Annotated in this window: 15 protein-coding genes and 1 tRNA gene; all 16 read right to left on the bottom strand. The window is 38.8% G+C overall.

Features of this window, described 5'->3' with window-relative positions; genetic code table 11:
• Positions 1-47: 47 nt before the first annotated feature.
• The 16 genes from WC623_RS23065 to WC623_RS22990 all read right to left on the bottom strand — a co-directional run bounded on the left by WC623_RS23065 (position 48) and on the right by WC623_RS22990 (position 21,691).
• A complete protein-coding gene (locus WC623_RS23065; RefSeq protein WP_372855612.1) occupies positions 48-1,721 on the bottom strand; it encodes a RagB/SusD family nutrient uptake outer membrane protein in 1,674 nt (557 codons plus the stop codon).
• Positions 1,722-1,736: 15 nt separating this feature from the next.
• Positions 1,737-4,868, bottom strand: a complete 3,132-nt coding sequence (locus WC623_RS23060; protein ID WP_372855610.1) for a SusC/RagA family TonB-linked outer membrane protein — start codon at positions 4,866-4,868, stop codon at positions 1,737-1,739.
• A gap of 705 nt (positions 4,869-5,573) precedes the next feature.
• Positions 5,574-5,653 (bottom strand) — tRNA-Leu (locus tag WC623_RS23055).
• A gap of 60 nt (positions 5,654-5,713) precedes the next feature.
• A complete protein-coding gene (locus tag WC623_RS23050; protein WP_372855608.1) occupies positions 5,714-5,998 on the bottom strand; it encodes a DUF3817 domain-containing protein in 285 nt (94 codons plus the stop codon).
• An 84-nt stretch (positions 5,999-6,082) separates the two neighbouring features.
• Complete coding sequence (gene hscB, locus WC623_RS23045; RefSeq protein WP_372855606.1) at positions 6,083-6,619, bottom strand: Fe-S protein assembly co-chaperone HscB; 537 nt, start codon at positions 6,617-6,619, stop codon at positions 6,083-6,085.
• Positions 6,620-6,624: 5 nt separating this feature from the next.
• Entirely contained in the window at positions 6,625-7,959 is a 1,335-nt protein-coding gene (gene rseP, locus WC623_RS23040; RefSeq protein WP_372855604.1) for an RIP metalloprotease RseP, read from the bottom strand.
• A 37-nt stretch (positions 7,960-7,996) separates the two neighbouring features.
• Positions 7,997-9,148, bottom strand: coding sequence for a 1-deoxy-D-xylulose-5-phosphate reductoisomerase (locus tag WC623_RS23035; RefSeq protein WP_372855602.1), 1,152 nt, complete (start codon positions 9,146-9,148; stop codon positions 7,997-7,999).
• Positions 9,149-10,678 (bottom strand): GH3 auxin-responsive promoter family protein, encoded by a 1,530-nt coding sequence (locus WC623_RS23030; RefSeq protein ID WP_372855600.1) that lies wholly within the window; start codon positions 10,676-10,678, stop codon positions 9,149-9,151. It abuts the gene before it with no gap.
• A gap of 8 nt (positions 10,679-10,686) precedes the next feature.
• A complete protein-coding gene (locus WC623_RS23025; protein WP_372855598.1) occupies positions 10,687-11,472 on the bottom strand; it encodes a hypothetical protein in 786 nt (261 codons plus the stop codon).
• Entirely contained in the window at positions 11,469-12,437 is a 969-nt protein-coding gene (locus WC623_RS23020; RefSeq protein ID WP_372855596.1) for a glycosyltransferase family 2 protein, read from the bottom strand. The genes WC623_RS23025 and WC623_RS23020 overlap by 4 nt, the downstream gene beginning before the upstream one ends.
• A gap of 3 nt (positions 12,438-12,440) precedes the next feature.
• A complete protein-coding gene (locus WC623_RS23015) occupies positions 12,441-13,394 on the bottom strand; it encodes a glycosyltransferase family 2 protein (RefSeq protein WP_372855594.1) in 954 nt (317 codons plus the stop codon).
• A 152-nt stretch (positions 13,395-13,546) separates the two neighbouring features.
• Positions 13,547-14,791, bottom strand: a complete 1,245-nt coding sequence (locus WC623_RS23010; RefSeq protein ID WP_372855592.1) for a TlpA family protein disulfide reductase — start codon at positions 14,789-14,791, stop codon at positions 13,547-13,549.
• 24 nt (positions 14,792-14,815) lie between these two features.
• The gene (locus WC623_RS23005; RefSeq protein WP_372855590.1) at positions 14,816-16,147 is read right to left on the bottom strand and encodes a RagB/SusD family nutrient uptake outer membrane protein; all 1,332 of its coding nucleotides are present in this window, start codon (positions 16,145-16,147) and stop codon (positions 14,816-14,818) included.
• Between the two features lie 14 nt (positions 16,148-16,161).
• Complete coding sequence (locus WC623_RS23000) at positions 16,162-19,677, bottom strand: SusC/RagA family TonB-linked outer membrane protein (RefSeq protein ID WP_372855588.1); 3,516 nt, start codon at positions 19,675-19,677, stop codon at positions 16,162-16,164.
• A 184-nt stretch (positions 19,678-19,861) separates the two neighbouring features.
• Entirely contained in the window at positions 19,862-21,046 is a 1,185-nt protein-coding gene (locus WC623_RS22995; RefSeq protein WP_372855586.1) for a FecR family protein, read from the bottom strand.
• A gap of 84 nt (positions 21,047-21,130) precedes the next feature.
• Positions 21,131-21,691: a sigma-70 family RNA polymerase sigma factor gene (locus tag WC623_RS22990; RefSeq protein WP_372855584.1), complete on the bottom strand. Its 561-nt coding sequence runs from the start codon at positions 21,689-21,691 to the stop codon at positions 21,131-21,133.
• Between the last annotated feature and the right edge of the window lie 47 nt (positions 21,692-21,738).

Genomic DNA, 21,738 nt, shown 5'->3' with positions numbered 1-21,738 from the left:
GATATATCTTGTCATTTTAATTTCTTTTAATTTTTTCAACATGCTTGCTACCACCCCGGATTTTGTTTCAGTGCGCCAGTAGTCTTGTTCATTTCAGCCCTTGGGATCGGATACAGGTACATATGGTTATTGAATACCTTCTGGAATGCCGGCAACTCTACTACCGTATAGGTGAATGTTCCATTTGCATTTTTGATCACTTTCATTCCCTTCATCGGCTGGGCAACAATTTCGGTTCCCTTTTTCCATCTCAAGATATCCCACCATCGCATGTCCTCGAAGGCAAATTCAACCGCCCTTTCATTTTTGATCCTTTCACGCATCTCTGCCTGTGTCAAACCCGTCGGCAGATCGGGCATACCGGCCCTTTTCCTGATGGCGTTCACCGCATTGTAGACTTCTGTGGTTGCTCCAAGCTCCTCATTCAGAGCCTCAGCATAATTCATCAGTACCTCCGCATAACGATAGAACACATAATTCAGCATGGCAGAGGCTGTTGAACCGGATCTTGAAGCTTCGGGCCAGAGGCGTTTCAGGTAATAGCTGGTCTTGGTAATAGATGCTGCCGTACTGATATCCTGTCCGTATGTTATCACTCCCTGAGCATTGGGTTCTGTCTGCCAGGTTTGTACCGCACGCCCCTGCCAGGTCACCCCATTATAAAGGATATTGACATAGAAACGTGGATCGCGATTAATGTAGGGACTCTGCGGGTTATAGCCAGAGGTAGGATCAGTGATCACCTTTCCATTGGACATTTCGTAAAGGTCTACATGATTCTGTAGCGGAGAGAGGTTGGATTGAGCCCCACCATAACTAGTCGGTATCAGGAAATCGCTAAGATAGGTACCGATAAAGCCCCTTCCGCCACGGGGCCATATTCTAATATACTCATTGGAATTTGGCAGCGTCAATACATTGGCATAAGTTGGCTCTAATGAAAACTTGTTCAGGTCCATAATCGCCTTCGATGCTGCCGCCGCTTTTTGCCATTTGGACAGGTCATTTGCTGAATTATTCAAGGGGCTAGCATCAAACATTAAAACCCTCGCCTTCAGTGCCATTGCAGCAGCTCCAGTGGCACGATTGGCCTGTGCGGCTGGATTTGGCCAATCCGAATTGGTCAGTGGCAGGAGCAATATCGCCTGTTCCAGATCGGTCATCACCCTGTTCAGGGTTTCGGCATAGGAGTTTCTGGAAAGGTCGGTTGAGGCCTCGGTAAAATCTTGGGGCTCTGTCAAAATCACCACTCCTCCAAAGCGTCTAAGTAACTCAAAATAGAAATAGGCTCGAAGATAAAGCTGTTCACCTTTGATATAACTGGGATTGTACAAGTTTGTCCAAGGCGTCTTGTCCATATTAGCCATCATCAAGTTGGCATTGCGGATACCACGGTACATCTGGCTATAAATACCAGTCACATCGGAAGCTCCAGGATCCAAAAACTGACCAGTGTTCATTGCCGCAACCTCAATCTGCCCATTATTAGCGATCGATTCATCAGTAAACTGCGAGGTCATCCCCTTATAGCCGCTCAACCTACCGTAATCATTGATTGAAAAGGTATAAGTAAAGTCACCAAACCGTGAGGCTGTTAGCGGATCCTCGAACACCTGTTCCAGATCGCTCTGGATCCCTACATCCCGCTGCAGGAAATCTTTTTTGCAAGAATAGCTGGTTAGGGCAATAACCGAAACCAATAGATATATGATTTTTTTCATGACTGAGGTCGTAAGTTAAAGTGAAAGATTGAGCCCAAAGTTGACAATCTTGGTGGTAGGAATAGTTGAAATAGACGATGCATAGGCATTTCCTGAAAGACTATTCTCCGGATCGATACCATAGAAGTTTGTCCATGTCTTCAGGTTCTGGCCACTAACAAAAACCGTCAAAGTATTCAGCCGCACCATTGACAACCATTTTTTTGGCAGCGTATAACTCAGCTGGACGTTGCGCAACTTGATATAGGAAGCATCCTGTAATGTAAAATCGTTAAGGCTTTCGTTAGGGTTGGCGTTTAACCCTGGACGCATCACAGGCCAGCTCGCATTGGTGTTTGTCGGTGTCCATCTGTCCAACATGGGTGTATAATATTGGTTCATACCTCCGCTTTGGAAAACCACGTTGGAGCTCACATTAGTCACTCCATTAAACAAAACCGACAATTGAAAACCTTTATAACCGAACTGCATATTCAGGCTGGCATTGTACTCGGGGATGTTTGGATGTCCAATGGCCATAACATCCTGGTTATTGATAATGCCGTCCCCATTGGTGTCCTGGTACTTGAAATCGCCCGGAATCGAAGGGAAAGCTGTAATCTTGTTCATCGGGCTATTGTCGATATCATTCTGGTCCGAGTAGAAGCCCAGCACATGGTAGCCGAAATATGTTCCGATCGGTGTACCAGACACCCGAAGATTCTGTGCCAAGCCAGAAGCTTCATCCAGCACCCTGCGCATGTTACGAGCATAACTCAGATTTCCTGTCAAAGCATAGGTAAAATCTTTGACCTTGTTCCTGTAGGTCACTGAGAGTTCGTAGCCATGATTATAGTTGACCCCATAATTGGTGCTTGGTACAGTCGCTCCATAGGTAGCAAAACTGGTCGCCGATCTGGTGGTCAGGATATCCGATCGTTCATCATCAAAAAGATCAGCCGTAATGTTTAGCTTATCACCAAAAAGCGACAGGTCAAGTCCGATGTTTCTTTTGAGCGACACTTCAAAAGTAATATAAGGATTACCGTATTGTAATTGGGTGTAAGTCGGAGCACTGAAATTACTGTTTGGATTTCCGAATACCACGTTAGAGCCAGCCCCAAATCTATTCTGGTAATAGAACCGGCTTGTACCGGGACTGGGAATACCTACCCTTCCAATGGATCCACGCAACTTCAGCATACTGATCCACTTGATGCTTTTCATCCATTCCTCATTGGCCATATTGTAACCTAAAGTTGCTGCTGGGAAGAAACCATAACGATATCCATCGGCATAATTTTCAGAACCGTTGTAGGCAGCACTCCCGGTCACAAAGTATTTATTACCATAGTTATAAGTAACCTCCGAAATTAAACCCTGGTTAGCGTATGGTGCCGCAGCACCTGTTGACCCTCGTAGCTCGCGCTGTCCGATTAGGTTGGCATTCACATTATGTTTTCCGAATGTCCTCCCATAGGTTAGGAACAACTGGAGATTGGTCTTGGTATAACCATCTCTCGAATAGGCTGGTGCCCCGAAAAAGTCATTGTAGGTACCGCCAACAGGAGTCAGTGCCAAAGTCGTACGGTTCAGTTCCAGATAACCGGTACTTCCCCTTTGCAACTTCCCGGAAAGCTGAGTTGCATCATAACCAAATTGCGCCTTGAAACTGAGTCCTTTTGTCAGGAAATCTAGCTTCTGGCGAAGAGTAAATATCGATTCGGCAACATTATTGTCGGTAAAGGCATATCCTCCATAAGTCAGCAATGCATAAGGATTAAAGGAATTTACCCCACTCAAACCATAGTTAACGATATGGTTATAACCTCCGTCCATCGCAATGACCTTAGGATCATCTGAATTGGTATATTCCTTAAAAAAAGGTGCTGCCCAGGAAGGCATTTTCAGCGCCCTGCCGACAAGCCCCTCGATCCCATTGCTCACTACGCCCGCCGGATCGTTATGTTCGCTCATTCCCGCCGGACTATATCGGTGTTCGTTCCTTCCGGCCAGGTTCACTTCAAAATTGGTGGTCTTGGTCAGGTCTATGCCGACTCTCGCCCTAAAATTGTAGCGGCTATAACTTGGAGAGGTAGAATAATCCAAGGGTGTCTTGAACTCTTTGAAATTACCCTCTTCGTTCATATAACTAAAAGAAGTGAAATACTTTACCTTCTCACTGCCACCGGATACTGTAAGGTTCTGCTGGTTCTGCATCCAATGATCCTTTACCAGTTCATTATACCACATCACATCCGGATACAGCAGTGGATTGCCATTCCCCGCTTTGAAAGCCTCAAGGTCTTCATCAGTGAAGGTACGAGCATCGCCCACATTTAGCTGACCTTCGGTCAGTAGCATAGCACTTTCATAGGCAGCCAATATATCGGGACGCGCCGTCGGGCTGATCATTCCAAAATTGGACGAGAAAGTTACCTTAGCGGGTCCCTCGATCCCTTTTTTTGTCGTCACTACAAATACGCCGTTGGCCCCCTTCAGTCCGTACAGCGCCGTTGAAGAGGCATCCTTGAGCACATTGATGCTCTCGATCTCGTTGGGATCAATATCACCGAACGAAGTGCGTTCTACCCCATCAACAATGATCAAGGCCGTTGCTGTCGGGGAAACCTGCCCGCGGATATAGAGTGCGGCAGAATTGATACCCGGACGTCCTGAAGTCTGTTGAACTACTAATCCAGGCACACGTCCGGCTAGCGAATTATTAACATTGGTCACTGGAGACTTTAAAAGTTCCTGTCCAGATATAGTGCTAATTGCAGCAGTAACCGCCGATCTCCTTTGTGTGGTATAACCGTTGACCACCACCTCACTTAGCGAACTACTGGTTGAATTCAATATGATATTTGCGACTTTGGCACTACCCACTGTCCATTCCTTGCTCTCAGATCCAATAGAGGAGAATACCAACACTTGCCCTGGCTGGGCATTAATTGTGAATTTCCCGTCCACATCGGTCTGGACACCCGTCTTGGTGCCCTTGATTATGACGCTTGTACCTGGTATCGGTTGGTTTTTTTCATCTTTTACCGTTCCGGTAATCTCCTGGAAAAAGATTTCCTTGGTGTGTCCGTGGGAACTGGAGCTTAATTTTCCTGGTTCGGCATACAGCTGCTGAGCATGGCTCCAAAGCAGCAGAATGACCAACAACCAGCCCTTGAGCTTGATGTGTAATAATTTGATCATCTGGTTTAATTTAGGTTTGTTGTATAGTTGTTAAGTTTAGTAGGAGGTAAGACGTAGCGCGTAATTTAGTTCTGAGTAGCTTAGCTTTCTAACGCTGATCATAAGATACTTTCGGGGAGTCATGGGAAGGTTCACAGCCGAGCTGTTTGAGATGTTCATACATTCATATTCGCTTAAGTTTATCGATTTGGTTAACACAAAGCTATATCTAGCTAATGATAACTCGGGTTCGTTTTTGTACGGAAATGGTTAATTTTTGTACAAACCTTTGCCAATTGTATTGTTTCAAAAAAATGTCGGGTGGATTCAGGATCAATCTCCAATGTTGTGGGCTAAGATTTTTTTTAATGAATTGCATATAGGAAATTAAACTTTTTCCATAATGAAGTTTTTTAGGTGCAATAATTAACCATGTTGGACATTAAAATTGCAACAGATATCGCACAAAAAACGCCTTAACACTGGTTTGTTACTGCAAAAGCAGTAGCAAACCAGTGTTAAGGCATACACCAAACCAGCATTATACTCTGCAATAATTGAGTAACAAAAAACACAAATCGCGATAAAAAATGGGTGTAATTACATGAAAATTTCAAGATCAACTTAATAAAACTATTCCGGATGGAAAACCAAAAATCCCTCTCTACTTTCGTAAAGAGGGATCTGTACCCAGCGCCGGAGTCGAACCGGCACGGTTTCCCACAGGTGTTTGAGACCAGCGCGTCTACCAATTCCGCCAGCTGGGCATTTGCTTATTCAGCGGGTTGCAAATGTATAAATTGATATTATAAATACCAACTTTTATTTTAATTTTCTTCTTTTAATTTTTTATCAACCCAAAAAGGGGCAAAAGGAAGCAATGAAGCCACACCAAACATCGCTGTCTTCTTAAAACTCCATTTATATTCTACAAAAGCCATAACCAAAAATGCTATATAAAGCACAAATAGCAAGCCATGTGCCCATCCTGTATACTTAACTGCCAATGGCATGTCAGCCAAATACTTTAAAGGCATAGCGATAAATAACAGCAGTACATAAGAAATTCCTTCAGCAACGGCTATTTTTCTAAAAATTGATAATGTATTCATACAATTGAGTTTGAGGCCGAAAATACCTCAAATAAACAGTGTAAAAAAGTCCAGAAATGCTTTTTTACACTGTTTCAACAACCACTAGAGTGATGGAGTTGATTTATTTATACTTTCTCTAATGCGCAAAAGGTATTTATTGCGATAATATAAGTCCTTAATAGCAGTAAGAGCTTGCTGCTGTGTAGATATATCCTGTGTATCAAAAGAACCAGTTATTCCTGAAATTTCATCAGTAATTCCTTTTTCAATGGTAGCAATCTCATCCTTTAACGATGCTAAGCGAACAGGATCAGGATCAAATTGCAAATCCATTAAGGACTCATTCACATCCATCATTTCCATTAAAAAGCTTTGAGGAAGCACATAATTCTCTCCTTCTACAAGCTGTCCTTTTAATTCTAAGATATATTGTAACCGTTTATGAGGGTCACTAAGTACCTGATAAGCCTTATTATTCAAAGTACTTAATTCCAAAACCTCAGCTTGCTTCTCCTCGCTTTCATTGATATAAAAGTCTGGATGAAACTGCTTGCTAAATTTATAAAATTGTTGTTTTACGACTGCCTGGTCAGGATTAAAGCTAACTGGCAATTCATAAAATTTAAAATAATCTGTCATCTACTTTAATGCCTGAAAATAGCCTTAAAAATATCGTTCCCCAGCACAAAGACCATCAACGAGATTAACATAACGAATCCTACAATCTGCGCTCGTTCCATAAACTTTTCTCCCAATGGTTTTCCTTTGATCATCTCAACAAGTAAGAACACCACATGTCCACCATCCAATGCCGGAATAGGTAACAAGTTCATAAATGCCAGTGCAATTGAAATAAAGCCAGTAGAAGCCCAGAACTTAGCCCAGATCCACTCACCGCCATAAACTTTACGTGCAATCTCTACAGGACCTGAAAACGCTTTGTTTGCTTGTATTTTACCTGTTAAAACTTTCCAGATACCTTTAGCATTATCGCTAAAAGTTTTCCATGCCTGATTTGCACCAATTGGCAATGCAGCCATCAAACTATACTTAAGCGTTTCCTCTTTAATTTCATCAAAATTAAAAGCTATGCCAATAGTACCTGCAGTATCAATCGGTACATTAAAAAACAGATGCTCAGCGCCTCTGTTTACTTCTATAGGTATAGTCTTACCCTTAAAGTTAGGCACTAATGACCTCACATCAGCATCATACTTAACTGGCACTCCGTTTACAGCAACAATTCTATCTCCTTTTTCAAGGCCTGCTTTTGCAGCCGATTTACCAGGAATAATACTATCTACAGTTGAAGTTAAAAGCGGCATCCTGCTGATGAATGCTTCAATTCCTAAATCAGAAACTTTATTAAGAATATCCTCAGGCACCTTAATATCCATTGTTTGATCACCACGAACAAGCGTTAAATTGGTATTACCAAGCAATACTTTCGAACTGATTAGCTCATCAAAACGAATTACCTTATTACCGTTAATGGCAATAATCTTATCGCCCTTTTGCAAACCTATTTCTTTACCAATGCTACCAGGATTAATTCCGTTCTGCACAGAGCTGTTAGCGATATATGTTTCTCCATACTTGAAGGTAAGCATCCAGAAAATAAAAATACCTACAACGATATTTACAAAGACCCCCCCTAGCATAACAATTAAGCGCTGCCATGCTGGTTTAGACCTGAATTCCCAAGGTTGAGCCGGCTGTGCCATTTGTTCAGTATCCATAGATTCATCTATCATACCGGCAATTTTCACATAGCCACCTAGCGGTAGCCATCCTATTCCGTATTCACAATCACCTTTTTTGAAGCTAAACAATTTAAAACCCCATGCATCAAAAAACAAATAGAACTTCTCTACTTTAATTCCAAAAGCACGCGCCGCCAGGAAATGTCCCAACTCATGTAAAATTACTAATATCGATAATCCCAAAATTAACTGGGACGCCATAATCAATCCACTCATATTTTTATTTTAATATTCTATTTTGATTTAAAATGTTCTAATTTGTTACCAGTTGACCGGCAAATATACGTGTATACCGGTCTGTTTCTAAATAATTATTCAGGCTTGGTTTTTCAACGAATGCAATTTCTTCCATACAAGCGGCGATAACGTCACTCATCTGTAAAAATCCAATCCTTTCTTGTAAAAATGCTTCTACAACAACCTCGTTTGCAGCATTAATGATACAAGGCATATTCCCACCCCTACGTAACGCCGTGTATGCAAGTTCCAGGTTTCTAAAGGTTTCCTGATCTGCCTTATAGAAATTCAATTCAGGATAATCCATAAAATTGAAACGTTTAAAATCGGTATGAATTCTATCGGGATATGCCAATGCGTAATGGATTGGCAAATTCATATCTGGCAATCCCATTTGTGCTTTCATTGATCCATCGTTAAATTGCACCAAAGAATGCACAATAGACTGAGGATGAACAATAACATCAATCTGATCAACCTCCAGATCAAAAAGCCATTTGGCTTCTATTACCTCTAATCCCTTATTCATCAGAGAAGCTGAATCAATAGTAATTTTCGCCCCCATTACCCAATTCGGATGCTTAAGAGCCTGTGCTTTTGTAACACTTCTTAAAAACTCAGCATCTTTTCCTCGAAAAGGCCCTCCTGAAGCAGTAAGGTAAATCTTTTCAATAGATGAATTAGATTCGCCAACCAAACATTGGAAGATTGCAGAATGCTCTGAGTCAACAGGAATAATTTTAACATTATGAGCTTTTGCAAGCGCAGTAATCAGATCACCTGCTACAACAAGTGTTTCTTTATTTGCTAAAGCGATGTCTTTTCCTGCTTTAATAGCAGCTACCGTAGGACTTAACCCGACTGAACCCACAATTGCTGTTAGTACTAAATCTACACCTTCTAAAGCGGCGGCTTCACATAAAGCTGCTTCGCCTGCTAAAACTTTGGTATTTGTTCCAGATAAGGCTGTCTTTACCAGTTGATATTTACTGTCATCTGTAACAACTACCAATAGTGGCTTAAACTTAAGTGCCTGCTCAATTAATAAATTGGAATTAGAATGTGCTGTAAGCGCTAAAATCTTGTATAAATCAGGATTCGCTTCAATAACGTTTAATGCCTGGGTACCTACAGAACCTGTGGACCCTAAAATGGATATATTTTTCAATTAAGCTCTCCCCTGTTCTTCGTCATCATGACGAGTTATAAAACCAAGTAAATCATCCGCTATCTTTCTGTCGTTCGACAAGCGCGGCACTTTATTTTGTCCACCAAGCTTACCTTGTGTCCTCATATAGTTCACAAATGCATCTTTTTGTAAAGACCGAATGATTAAGGGTTGTAATATTTTACCTTCAATTAGGTCAAAATAGTAAATATTCTTCTTTTGTAAAGCATCATCAACTTTTTTACTGAAGGATACCATGTCTGATGGTGGAACTGAAAACTCAATAAACCACTCATGATAAGGTAACTCGCCCGCAGGTGTACTGACCTGGGGTGCTACAGTAAATTCGGTAATTCCTACTCCCTCCTCATTAGCAACAGAAAGCAATGCATGCTCTACTTCTTCACCAATCACATGCTCTCCAAATGCAGAGATAAAATGTTTGATTCTACCGGTTACCATAATTTTATATGGATTTTTAGAAACGAACTTAACAGTATCTCCAATTACATAACCCCAAAGGCCTGCATTGGTATTTAAAATCAAAGCGTAATTGGTAACTAACTCTACTTCACCTAAACTCAAACGGGTAGGGTTATCATTATAAAATTCATCTGCTGGAACAAATTCATAGAACATTCCTGCATTTGCCAAAAGTAATAATCCTTTATCATCCTGAGTATCCTGATAAGCAATGAATCCTTCTGATGCAGGATATGTTTCAATAGAATCTATTTTTTTACCGATGCTGGCTTCAATTTTAGCTCTGTAGGGTTCATAATTTACACCACCATACACAAACAGTTCAAAATTTGGGAAAACATCCTTAATTCTCTTTCCTCCAGATCTTTCAGAAAGTCTGTCGAAATACATTTGTACCCATGGCGGTATTCCTGAAATAAGGGTCATATCCTGATCTATTGTTTCATCAACAATAGCATCAATTTTTTCTTCCCAGTCTTCTATACAATTGGTAAGGTAAGAAGGTAAACGGTTTTTTTGTAAATATGCAGGCACCAGATTCGCTACAATTCCAGATAAACGTCCTACGTTAATACCGTTCTTCTTGCTCATGATGGGACTACCCTGCAAAAAGATCATTTTGCCATCAATAAACTTCACTTTACCTGTTTCATGAACATAGGTAAGCAAAGCATTACGTGCTGCTTTAATGTGTTCTGGCATTGATTCTGCCGAAATGGGAATATATTTAACACCAGAAGTAGTACCAGATGTTTTAGCAAAATATTGCGGTTTTCCTTTCCACATTACATCCTTTTCTCCCGCAACCACACGATCAATATAAGGCCTTAATTCCTCATAATCCTTAATCGGAACAAGTTTCTTAAAGTCTTCGTAAGTCTTGATTGATGCAAATTTATGATCTTTACCAAAAGAGGTATGCTTTGCAGACTTAACCAACTTTTTAAGGATATCATGTTGAGCTTTTACTGCATTTCCTTTCCACTTATTTATGCCCTTTACCACAAGGGCAGCAAATGGCTTGCTTAATGCCGCTTTTAATCCCATAAAAAATATTAAACTATATTATGAATAATGTCTGGGTCACCCTCTCCCTTATATTCACTTATCATTTTCCTGTAGGCAATTGTTAAAGCTACGCTTGATAATGGAACAATAATGAAAGAACTGAGCACATTAATAAAGAAAGCCACTACAGGCCATTGTAAATAACTAACAAATAAATATAATACATGAAAACCGCCTAATACCAATAATAGCAACAGGATTTTGGTAAAGTTTCCTTTAGTAGTAGCCAGACTAAATTTAATGGATAAAAAAGGTGGAAGGTTTTTGTCGATAATAAAGAAAGGGAAGAATGAAATTCTTATCCAGGTAATAAATATGGCTATAATACCTACAGAAATTGCAATATTAGTAATGATATCCAGCCTAATACCGGTATAAATAAATGGGAAAGCAATCAATATTACAATCGAATAAACCCCGATAATGCATAACATAAAGTAAAGCATAGCTACAAGAAACCGTATAATCTGCTTCCTTGTAGGGATTGTATCTACGATACTTACGTTCAATTCATCATCCAACAGATGAAAAATATATTTGAACAAAGATAGATTGATCGTAAAGTAAAACATGACAAAAAAGAAAGCCATGAGTATACTAAGCCCCATATTTACGTCTTTAAGAAAAAACGCCATTAAACCAGATGCATTGGAAGTAATGAACATTAAAAAGCAAAGTGTAGCGATCGAAAAATAGTTTCGACGTGTTACCGTCCAGGCTTTCCCTATCACCTCATTTACAGTAAATGTACTTTCCTTTAAAAACTCTATCATTGTTGTTTTAATACTATTCTTTTAAAAAAATCCTGCATAAAACCTAAGCCATAAGCTGTTAGTTGAATAAACGCAGCAATAATACTCAAAAATGCAACCTTTAACGATTTATTGACCTGCCATGAATGAAAAAATATCAACATCAGGTATAATAAAAGGATAAAGTTACATAAATACGCTAAAGGCCAATAAAATATATTCATTAGCACTGTAAATATAAATCCACAGGTAAAAATAGCCGGAAAAAAGTGTACCAGTTTAAGCTCAGAAGGGAAATGTTTATAAATATTTATCCGTGCCCTCCCAAAAAAATGCAATTGTTTATAAAACTGAGCAAAGCTGGTACGTCTCTTATGGTAAACTTTAGCTCCAGGAATCAATCCAATCTTAAATCCACTCTCATGAATCCTTATACTATACTCAATATCTTCACCTAAACGTGTCAATATAAAGCCACCAACCTTTTCCCACACCTCACGCGATACACCCATATTAAAACTTCGTGGATGAAATTGCCCAATGTGCTTCTTATTCCCCCTTATTCCTCCTGTAGTAAACGGTGAAGTCATAGCATAGCTGATCGCCTTTTGCACTGGAGTAAAGCTCTTATGCGCTGCATCTGGCCCACCATAAGCATCTAACTTATGTTCAAAAAGATAATTCTTTACGGTTTCCAAATAATCTTCAGGAATCAGACAATCTGAATCGAATATCACAAAGAAATCTCCTTTAGCACGTTCAAAGCCGTAATTACGAGCAAAACCCTGCCCCTCATTAGGTTTAAAAAAATACTTTATATCCAGCTTGTTACTGTATTGCTCAACTATATCTTTTGCATCATTTATGGAACCGTCTTCAATTACCAATACCTCAAACTGCGGATAAGTTTGTTTAGATAGCGTACTGAGCAGTTCATTTATTTCCTGAGGACGATTATAAAGTGGGATGATTATTGAAAAAAACATTGCCTAAATGATTTCCTTTTCAATCAGATAATGATTACGCTCCGTTGCATTCCTGGTGACCAATTCGGCCACAAAACCTGTTAAAAACAATTGTGAACCTACTATTATTGCAACCAATGCAATGTAAAACAAAGGCTGATCGGTAACATCTCTTTTATAAGGAATACTCATTGCAATATGATAAAGCTTTTCACCTATCAACCATATTGCCATAAATGTGCCAATCAAAAAGCTTAAAACACCTAAGGAACCAAAGAAGTGCATTGGTCTTTTTCCAAACTTCCCAACAAAGAAAATCGATAACAAATCCAGAAAACCATTAATAAAGCGACTCAGTCCAAATTTAGTTACTCCATATTTCCGTGCTCTATGCTCTACAACCTGCTCTCCTATCTTTTTGAAACCAGCCCATTTTGCAATTACAGGAATATAGCGATGCATTTCACCGTAAACTTCAATGGTTTTAACCACATCTTTACGATAAGCTTTTAAACCACAATTGAAATCATTTAGCTTTATACCCGACATACGTCTCGTAGCTGCATTAAACAATTTAGTGGGTATTGTTTTGCTGATTGGGTCGTAACGTTTCTTTTTCCAACCAGAAATAATATCAAGTTTTTCTTCTTTTAACCTACGGAACAGTTCAGGTATTTCATCTGGACTATCCTGCAAATCAGCGTCCATCGTAATGATCACATCTCCTTCAGCTGCAGCAAAAGCTACATTTAATGCTGCAGATTTACCATAATTTCTTCTGAACTTTATGGCTTTAACAGCATCATACTCCTTTTTCAACCCTTCAATCACCTCCCATGAGGAGTCTGTACTTCCATCATCTACAAAAAGAATTTCATATGAAAAGTTATGCTCCCGCATTACCTTGGCTATCCAGGCAGTTAATTCGGGAAGCGACTCGTCTTCATTAAATAATGGGATGACAATAGAAATATCCATGTGTGTTTATAAACGCTAAAAAATCTTTGCAAACTTAGAGAAATAAAATGTCCTTCTATTAAATCAGGAGAAAATTTTATCTGATATAAAAATGCCGACCTCCAATTGAAAGCCGGCATCTGTATTAACCTTTAAAAATAAAATGCTTATTCCTACTTTAACAGTGTATCAAACTGTTTCCTTAGTTGAGGATCAGAAGGTCGTTTTGCATCACCAGATACAATTTTCCCTGCTGGATCAATCAAAAGAAATCTCGGAATTGAATTGATGTTATACTTCTTTACAAAATCAGAATTAAAATCCTTATCTGCCATGATCTGGATGCCTCCAAGCTTATTGTCTTTTACATATTTAACCCATTTCGCTTTATCTTTAATCTGATCAACAGACAGACTTACAAAATGAATATTCTTATCCTTATAATCGTATTCAACTTTGGCAAGGAAAGGAATTTCAGCTTTACAAGGTCCACACCAAGTTGCCCATACGTCAATATAAACATATTTACCACGGAGTGACTTCAAGGAAACCGATTTGCCATCTACATCAGTATAATTAAAATCTGGCGACATAGCATTTTCAGCCATATTTTTATAGTTGGTATAAACCTCTTCTATACCTTTCTTATAGACAGGATTGCTTACAATTGCCATAAAATCATTGTATGCATTTTCTTTAGCTTCAGGACTTTTTACCGATTTAATCACTGTTTCCGTTCCTGTATAAAGCAGGTATTGCTTGATATATGGATCACTAATTTCGGAGGCTACAGTCTTAAGCATTGCAACTTTGTCGGCACCATAACCAAGCTTCATATCAGCAGGGTATTTTTTTCGCTGCGTAATGGCAAGTTGATTCTGTAACCAGACCCTATATGCTCTTGAAGTTTTAAACAATGCGGCATCGTTCATGTTATTACTTTCGCCGGTTATAGCTTCAATACGTGCCCTTTCTTCCGTGCTAAGTCTTTTCGGGAAAGCAAGTAATCGTGCAGAATCGATGAGCTTATAGAAATTCGGAGCAGATCTTTTTTCTTCCATCATGCGATACATATTCTCCATAGCAACAGAGTCAGATCCATAATAAATCTGGTATTTGTACAACAAAGCATGACTATAAAACAAAGCGTCCTTTTTCTTAAGCTCCCTTAGTTCAGCATTTTTTTCTGTGCTGATTTGACTATTGTAATCTGCGTTAAAAGCGTTCACTCTAACGAGCAATGAATCAAGCGGAAAATGAAATGCTTTATTCGCATAATCACCATTGGCCATAGGTATATACTTTGCCAGAACTTTTTGCTTATCCTTTAATAAGTTGTCTGTTAAATCCTTATTATCCTGTGCAAAACTAAAAATAGATGCAGTGGTTAGGACAGTTGTTAGAATAATTGATTTCATATATATGTTTAATTACAAAATATTTTAATTGATTTCCATATCAGGATTAAAGGTTCTTACTCTTACCGGGATCTGGAAGGTGTATTGTTTACTATGGGGCTTTAAAGTTGCCAATACAGCCCCTGTTTTTTTATCGATACGGATCACCTCAGTCATACGACCATCTTTATCCAGTCTCTTCATATCCATCCACCTTTGTCCGCTATAAGCCAATTCACGTCTCCGTTCGGCAAGTACAATTACCAAAGCCGTTTCTGGATCACTGGCAGTCAAATCTTGATAGTCAGCAGTTTTAATCCTTTTCTTTCTAAGATCATTGATAATTCCCATTGCTTTCGGAACATTTCTATCACGTGCCGCAGCCTCAGCAGCATTTAGGTACAGTTCCTGAAATGTAATTCCGAAATTGGCTCTTCCTGGAGGAGTTGCTCGGTTTAATCCTTTCGCATTTGTAAACGTAAGCAGAGAGCGAAGATCACTAGAATTGAAATAAGTTTTCAAATCGTCTGAGTATAGTAATTGACCAGGGACAGCATAATTACTGCTGGCTCTTTGCCATAAAATCTCCGGATTTAAATCTGTAACCGGAAACGCTCTTATTGTAGTATAGCTATTGTAATTTAACAACTCGTGGCTCATCTTAAGACCAAGCTCGGCATATTTCGCCGCGTTTGGATAGTCGGCCATATAAAGGTAAACCCTTGATAGCAACCCATACGCTGCTGCCTGTGTACCGCGGTAGCGATTAATATTATTTACTGGTAAATGTTGTGCAGCTTGTATAGTGTTGTTAATAATGGTATCCAAGGTTACCTGAAGTCTGGAACGTTGCGGCGCCGTTCCGGTTACATCGCTGGAAGTAACCAATGGTAATCCGGGATCTTTAGCTGCTGTTGCAGGATCATAAGCTTTAGCAAAAGCAGTTAATAAATTAAAGTAAGCATCAGAACGAACCAATAAGGCTTCAGCCAATACTTGTTTTCTTTGCTGATCTGTTGCCTCTGTCGCTTTCATAGCATTGTTAATGATCACATTTGCATCATAGATTACTCTATATAACTGGCCCCATATTATTGGGCTCACCTGATCATTTATATCAATTGTCTCACGCCATAAAAACATATTGGCTTGCATACTCGGATCTATTGGCGAATACTCTCCATAAAAATCATCTGTGCAAAACAACAATGCATCTGGAAAAGTTTGTGTCATTGTTAACGAGTTTAATATATTTCCATAGTCAGAAAGCTTTTCTGGAAGTATCACGCCCTTTGGCTTTACTTCTAAAAAGTCTTTACAAGAAACTATGCTCATTAATAACAATGCACTAAATATGTAGGATAATGTCTTTTTCATATCAATTGGTTTTATTAGAAATTAGTAGACAGTGTTAAACTATAAAAAGCCTGTTGTGGCAACGATCTAACACCAGATCTTTTATCAATAGACTCTGCATCTATGCTATTTCCACTAAATGTATATTTGAAAGGATTTTGGGCCTGAAAACGAATTTGAGAATTATTCAGACCAACCTTTTTAAGTGTTTCACTCTTCAGGTTGTAGGTTAAAATAATATCTCTTAATCTAATATAATCTGCTTTTCTAACAAAACGATCACCGTAAGTAAAGCCATTTCTAGCTGCAAAAGTATAATATCCAGGGGTACCATATTTAGCAAGCCCAGGAACGTCAGTAAGCAACTCATCTCCTTTTTGTTTCCAATAATTAGACGCTCCTTTTAATGGAGAGATAAAACGAGATTCATCCGGTTCAGCTTGCTGTACACGCATCACATGGCCGCCGTAATACATAAAAAGGAAAGAGAAGTCGAAAGCACCAACAGAAAATTGATTATTTAAACCAATTGCATACTTTGGCGTAGTGGTACCACTAAACTTTAAATCTTCAAAATCAACATCTACTATTGCATCACCGTAGGTATTTAATACTTTGATATTTCCATTTCTGTCATAAACTCCGGGCTGACCTTTGTCGTTCAATCCTGCATATCTATAACTAAATAAGGCATTCATCGGATAGCCTTTCTGCAGGTCGGTCCCATCGACTATATCATAGGATGAAGTTTTATCCTTCGTTTGAACAGCAAGTACTTTATTCTGATTAAAGGAAGCCGTTAAACCTGTACGCCACTTAAAATCTGCTAAACTAAAATTCTGACTATTGATCATCAGTTCAAGTCCTTTATTCTCTATCGATGCTGTATTTGCATCGTACTGGTTAAAGCCTAATGTAGGATCTGAGGCCATGGAACCAAAAACATCCTTTGATTTCTTATAGTAATAGTCGACCGTACCAGAAATCCTTCCATCCAGTACCCCGTAATCCAAGCCAAGGTTATAAGTACTGGTTGTTTCCCAACGGATCGACTGATTTTCTGGCGATAGCACATCATAAGAGACCTGCGATGTATTAAACATGGTATTTAGTCCCGAATTAAGCACTAAAAAAGGTCCGTTGAAACTTCCGGGAACATTTCCATTAAAACCAGTGGAACCTCTAAGTTGTAAGGTACTGATCCAGGTAAGCGGTTTTAGAAACTCTTCTTCATTCAAAATCCAGCTTAGACCAGCAGACCACAGTGGTGTATTTTTATATTTAGGATCTACCCCAAATAAATTTGACTGATCTATGCGCAAACTTCCTGTAGCCACATAACGGCGATCATATACATAAGTACCCTGACCGTAATATGAGCGGAACCTCCTGTCTTTTGATGTTTCTGCAAAATAGTCTGTGCTTTTAAATCTTGTTCCATCATAATTTCCCAATTCAGAGAATGCTGGTGGAGTAGTTGTATTCAACAATCCCAGATTTACAGGTTTACTGATCAGTGATTGTCCGTCATAGCCAAAGTAAGTGGTTTTAAAGGACTCAGCTAATGTTCTACGTTGTTCAACACCAATAACTCCTGAGAAGTTATGCTTTCTATCTTTTGAGTAATAATTTGCATTTAACTGACCACGTAAAGTATAAGCCGCATTGCTCAATGTCTGCTTACTTAAAACATCTCCTTGAGGCATATCAGTAAACATAGGTGCTCCTGATGAGCTTTTCTTTGCCTTAATATTCGCAAGATACCTGACTTTATAGGTCTTATCGGTACGTAAAAAATCGTTTATTCCCTGCTCATTCTCGTAAGCACCACCTAAATCTAAATTAAGCCAGCTAGTTATTTTAGTATTTAAACGACCTTGGGCACGAAATGAATTGAGTGTCGTTTTATTTGAATTGGCATTCAACTCCTCATATGGATAGTACAACATATCATAAAGTCCCAAAGCTTTAACCTTATCACTAGACTCCTTATTAAGGGCATAAAAATCATCCCGTCCCTCTCCAAAAGTTGAAGGCAAAGCATTGCCGTAATCATCAACCAATCTTTCGTAGGGTAAAAGATCTCCATAAGGAGCGATTTTACCATTTTTACGTTTATTATTGGTATACGTTGCTTTAAAATCTAAAGAGAATAAATTACTCAACTGGTAAGTATTAGCAGCATTTAAAATAACCCTATCATTTTGAGAAGCTCTTTCCTGTGGACGCTCTGTCATATAATTCAATCCCAGCAGATAAGTACTTTTATCCGTTCCACCACTTACATCCAAATTCACTTGTTTAGTTTGTCTGGTTTGATAAAACAGATTGCTATAATCTTTAAGGTTGTTATATGATCCGATTGCAGCAAGTTTTGCATCTGCTTCTTCCTGTGTGATGAGATCATCTTCGAGATCAAACAAAATCAATTTTACCGGATCAATAGGGCCCAGTTCCTGATAGAAATAGCGGGCATCATTACCTGAGTTAATCAGATCTTTACGCAACTGAATAAGCTCCTGAGAACCAATATAATTCAGTTTCCCGAAATCTGGTTTAGCCTGATAGCCCAACGTGCTCCGGAAAGTAAAAACAGGTTTTCCAGATTTTCCACGGCGAGTTTCTACCACAATTACTCCATTAGATGCCTGAACCCCATAAATTGAAGTGGCTGCAGCATCTCTAAGTACCGATACTGAAACTACATCATTAGGGTTAATTGTACTCAAATCTATTTCTGTAGGAAATCCATCTACAACAATCAATGGCCTTTTAACTGCATCAAAAGTGCTTACCCCACGAATGGAGATTTCTCCAGAGATACTATTGTAAATAAGTCCGGGAACCTTTCCCTCCAGATTTTCTAAAAAATTACCAGTCACAGCTGTACGCTGGTTATAATCTTTTTCACCAATGTTGCTGGCTGCACCAGTTAACTGATCTTTTTTGATCTTCTGATATCCTGTACTAATTACCCCAACTTCTTCCAGGTTTGCATTGGCAATTTCTATGCTGATGTTCATCACTGGCTTTACAGTAACTTCTTTAGTTTTATAACCCAAATAAGAAATAATCAATACCGCATTATCATCAATTCCTGATAAGGTAAAGCCTCCATTTGCATCAGTAATAACTAATCTATCCTTGCTTTTAACCTTTACGGTAGCTCCAGGCAATGCATTTCCTTGTTGATCAGTAACCTTTCCTCTAACATCAATTTTAGCAAGGAAGCTAGTCACCTTCTCTATCAACGTAGTTTTTTTAATAGCAACAATGACTGCCTTATTTTTTAAGGTATATACCAATTGTTGGTTATTAAACATTTGTTGCAAAACTACATCCAATGGCTGTTGCTTTACTTGTATGGTAACAGGTATTGCCATTTTTAGCATTTCATCAGAATAAAGAAAGTCATATCCGGTTTGTACCCGGAGTTCATTAAATAGCTGCACTAAGGACGCATTTTTTGCAGACAGGCTAACTTTTTGTGCAACACTTTTAGCACTTACCTGCATAAATAAGGCAGTTATTATGATGATGGTTAATCTCATAACACGTATTATTTGACCCGTGGCATAGGTTTTCAACCTATAACGGGTTAGATCATAAAAATTCATAAATTTGTTTAGTTTGGGTTATGTTGATATATATTGTTTCCGCAATTCATTAGCTTTCCTGAACGCTAAGCCAGGGGCCTCTCACCGCCTCTGGTTTTTGTTCTTTTTTAGTAAATCTCTATCTCACTATAATCTTCCTCCCTTCAACTTTAAATTGTACTAGTTTTGTTGATTCTAACATTTCAAGTACATCCGCAATATTTTTATATCTACTTATGGTCCCTCCAAAGCGATCTTTACTTATTTCACCTTCATATACGATATCTACATCATACCAACGCGACAGTTTGATCATAATCTCAGATAGGGTTTCGCTTTTGAACTTAAAATATCCATTCTTCCAGGCAACCGCCTCCTCAGTATCAACTTTCGTTACTTCAATAGCCCCCCCGGCTAAAATAGCCTGCTGACCAGGATTTAAAACAACAAATTCATTAGATTTAAAGCTGACCTTATCATAAGCCTGTTGAGCAACCCTTACTTTTCCTTCAAGCAAAGTCGTTTTAGTCTTTAAATCATCATCATAGTCACTGATATTAAAATGAGTACCCAACACTTTAACATTCTGTCGATCGGTTTGTACTATAAAAGGATGCGACTTATCCTTTGCAACCTCAAAATATGCTTCTCCTTTTAATTGAACTTTCCGCTGGTTCAGATTTTCAAACACTGTTGGAAAACTGATGCTTGAAGCTGCGTTTAACCAAACCTTAGTACCATCAGTCAATACAACTTGGTACTGTCCAGCTTTTGGGGTACTTATTGTATTTAAATGACTATCACCACCTGAAGTCCCTGTTTTTCCTATAACTTGATAAACCAATTGGCCGTCTGACGTTTTACTAATACTGATGCCTGCTTCCTCTGCCAACTTTCCGTCCAAAGCAAGCGATAAGTCTATCTGTTTACCATTAGCCATTGTTAAAACAGCAGAATTTTTACCGACAGCTATATTTTTAGCATCGGCATGATGATTTTTAAAAAGAGGAATTGTTCCTGTAGTATAAAAAAATATCGAAAGACCAGAAACAAGAAGTATAGCTGCCGCTGCAGAAAGACGATACCATAATCTGGCCATTCTGTTTTTACGGACAATTTTATGATTTACATCAATCTTAGTCTTTATACTGTTAAACAATCTATTTTTAACAGTATCAGCATCCTCTTGCTTTGCGGTATAAACCACCTCTGCAGCATCATCAATTACAAATCCATTCCAGTTATGAAGATTTTCTCTTTCTTCAACAGTTGCAGTTCCGTCTAAAAACTTTTTTGCTAAGCCTTTTGCTTCCTCTTTATTCATTATCTAAAAAATGGACGTTTGATTATATAGAGTGTAGGCGAAGCTATTTACCCTTAGTGTAAAATGAAACTATTTTAAAATAGTTTAAAAAAGCAGGTGCATGGAATTACCGATATTCCCCCTTATTGTTTTTAATGCCTTTGTTAAGTGAGCCTCAGCCGTTTTTTGCGAAATATTTAATTCATCTGCAACATCCGACAAGGAACGATCTTGCAATTTCACGTATTGAAATACCAGGCGGCATTTCTCGGGAAGTTGATTGGACAGGGTTTCTACAATCTCCAGTAGTAGCTTATTTTCCAGATCTGCTTCAATTGAGGTGTAATCAATAAGTGTTGTCTGATAAGCCATTTCATTCACCTTATTCTTCTTATCCCTTGCTAAATAGCGATAAACCTCATACCTCACCATTGCGGCCAGATACACAGGCAAAGACCGGATATCTAATGTATTTCTTTTTTTCCACAGCAATACGAAAACATCCTGCACGACCTCCTCAGTGGCCTCCTGTGACTTTAAAATCCTATGTGCTATATAATACAGTTTATCCCAATACCTGTCATAAATTTCTTCATACACCCCATCAACCCCACTTTTAAACATGGCAATAAGCTCACTATCATTCCGTTCAGTAAATAGCCCCATATGAATCCCGCGATAAAATTAGTCATTCAGTTAATAATCCTAAAGTT

Origin of the sequence: Pedobacter sp. (assembly GCF_041645105.1) — a bacterium.
GTDB lineage: Bacteria > Bacteroidota > Bacteroidia > Sphingobacteriales > Sphingobacteriaceae > Pedobacter.
The sequence above is the reverse complement of the archived record's forward strand: the minus strand, read 5'-3'. Positions and strand labels throughout refer to the sequence as shown.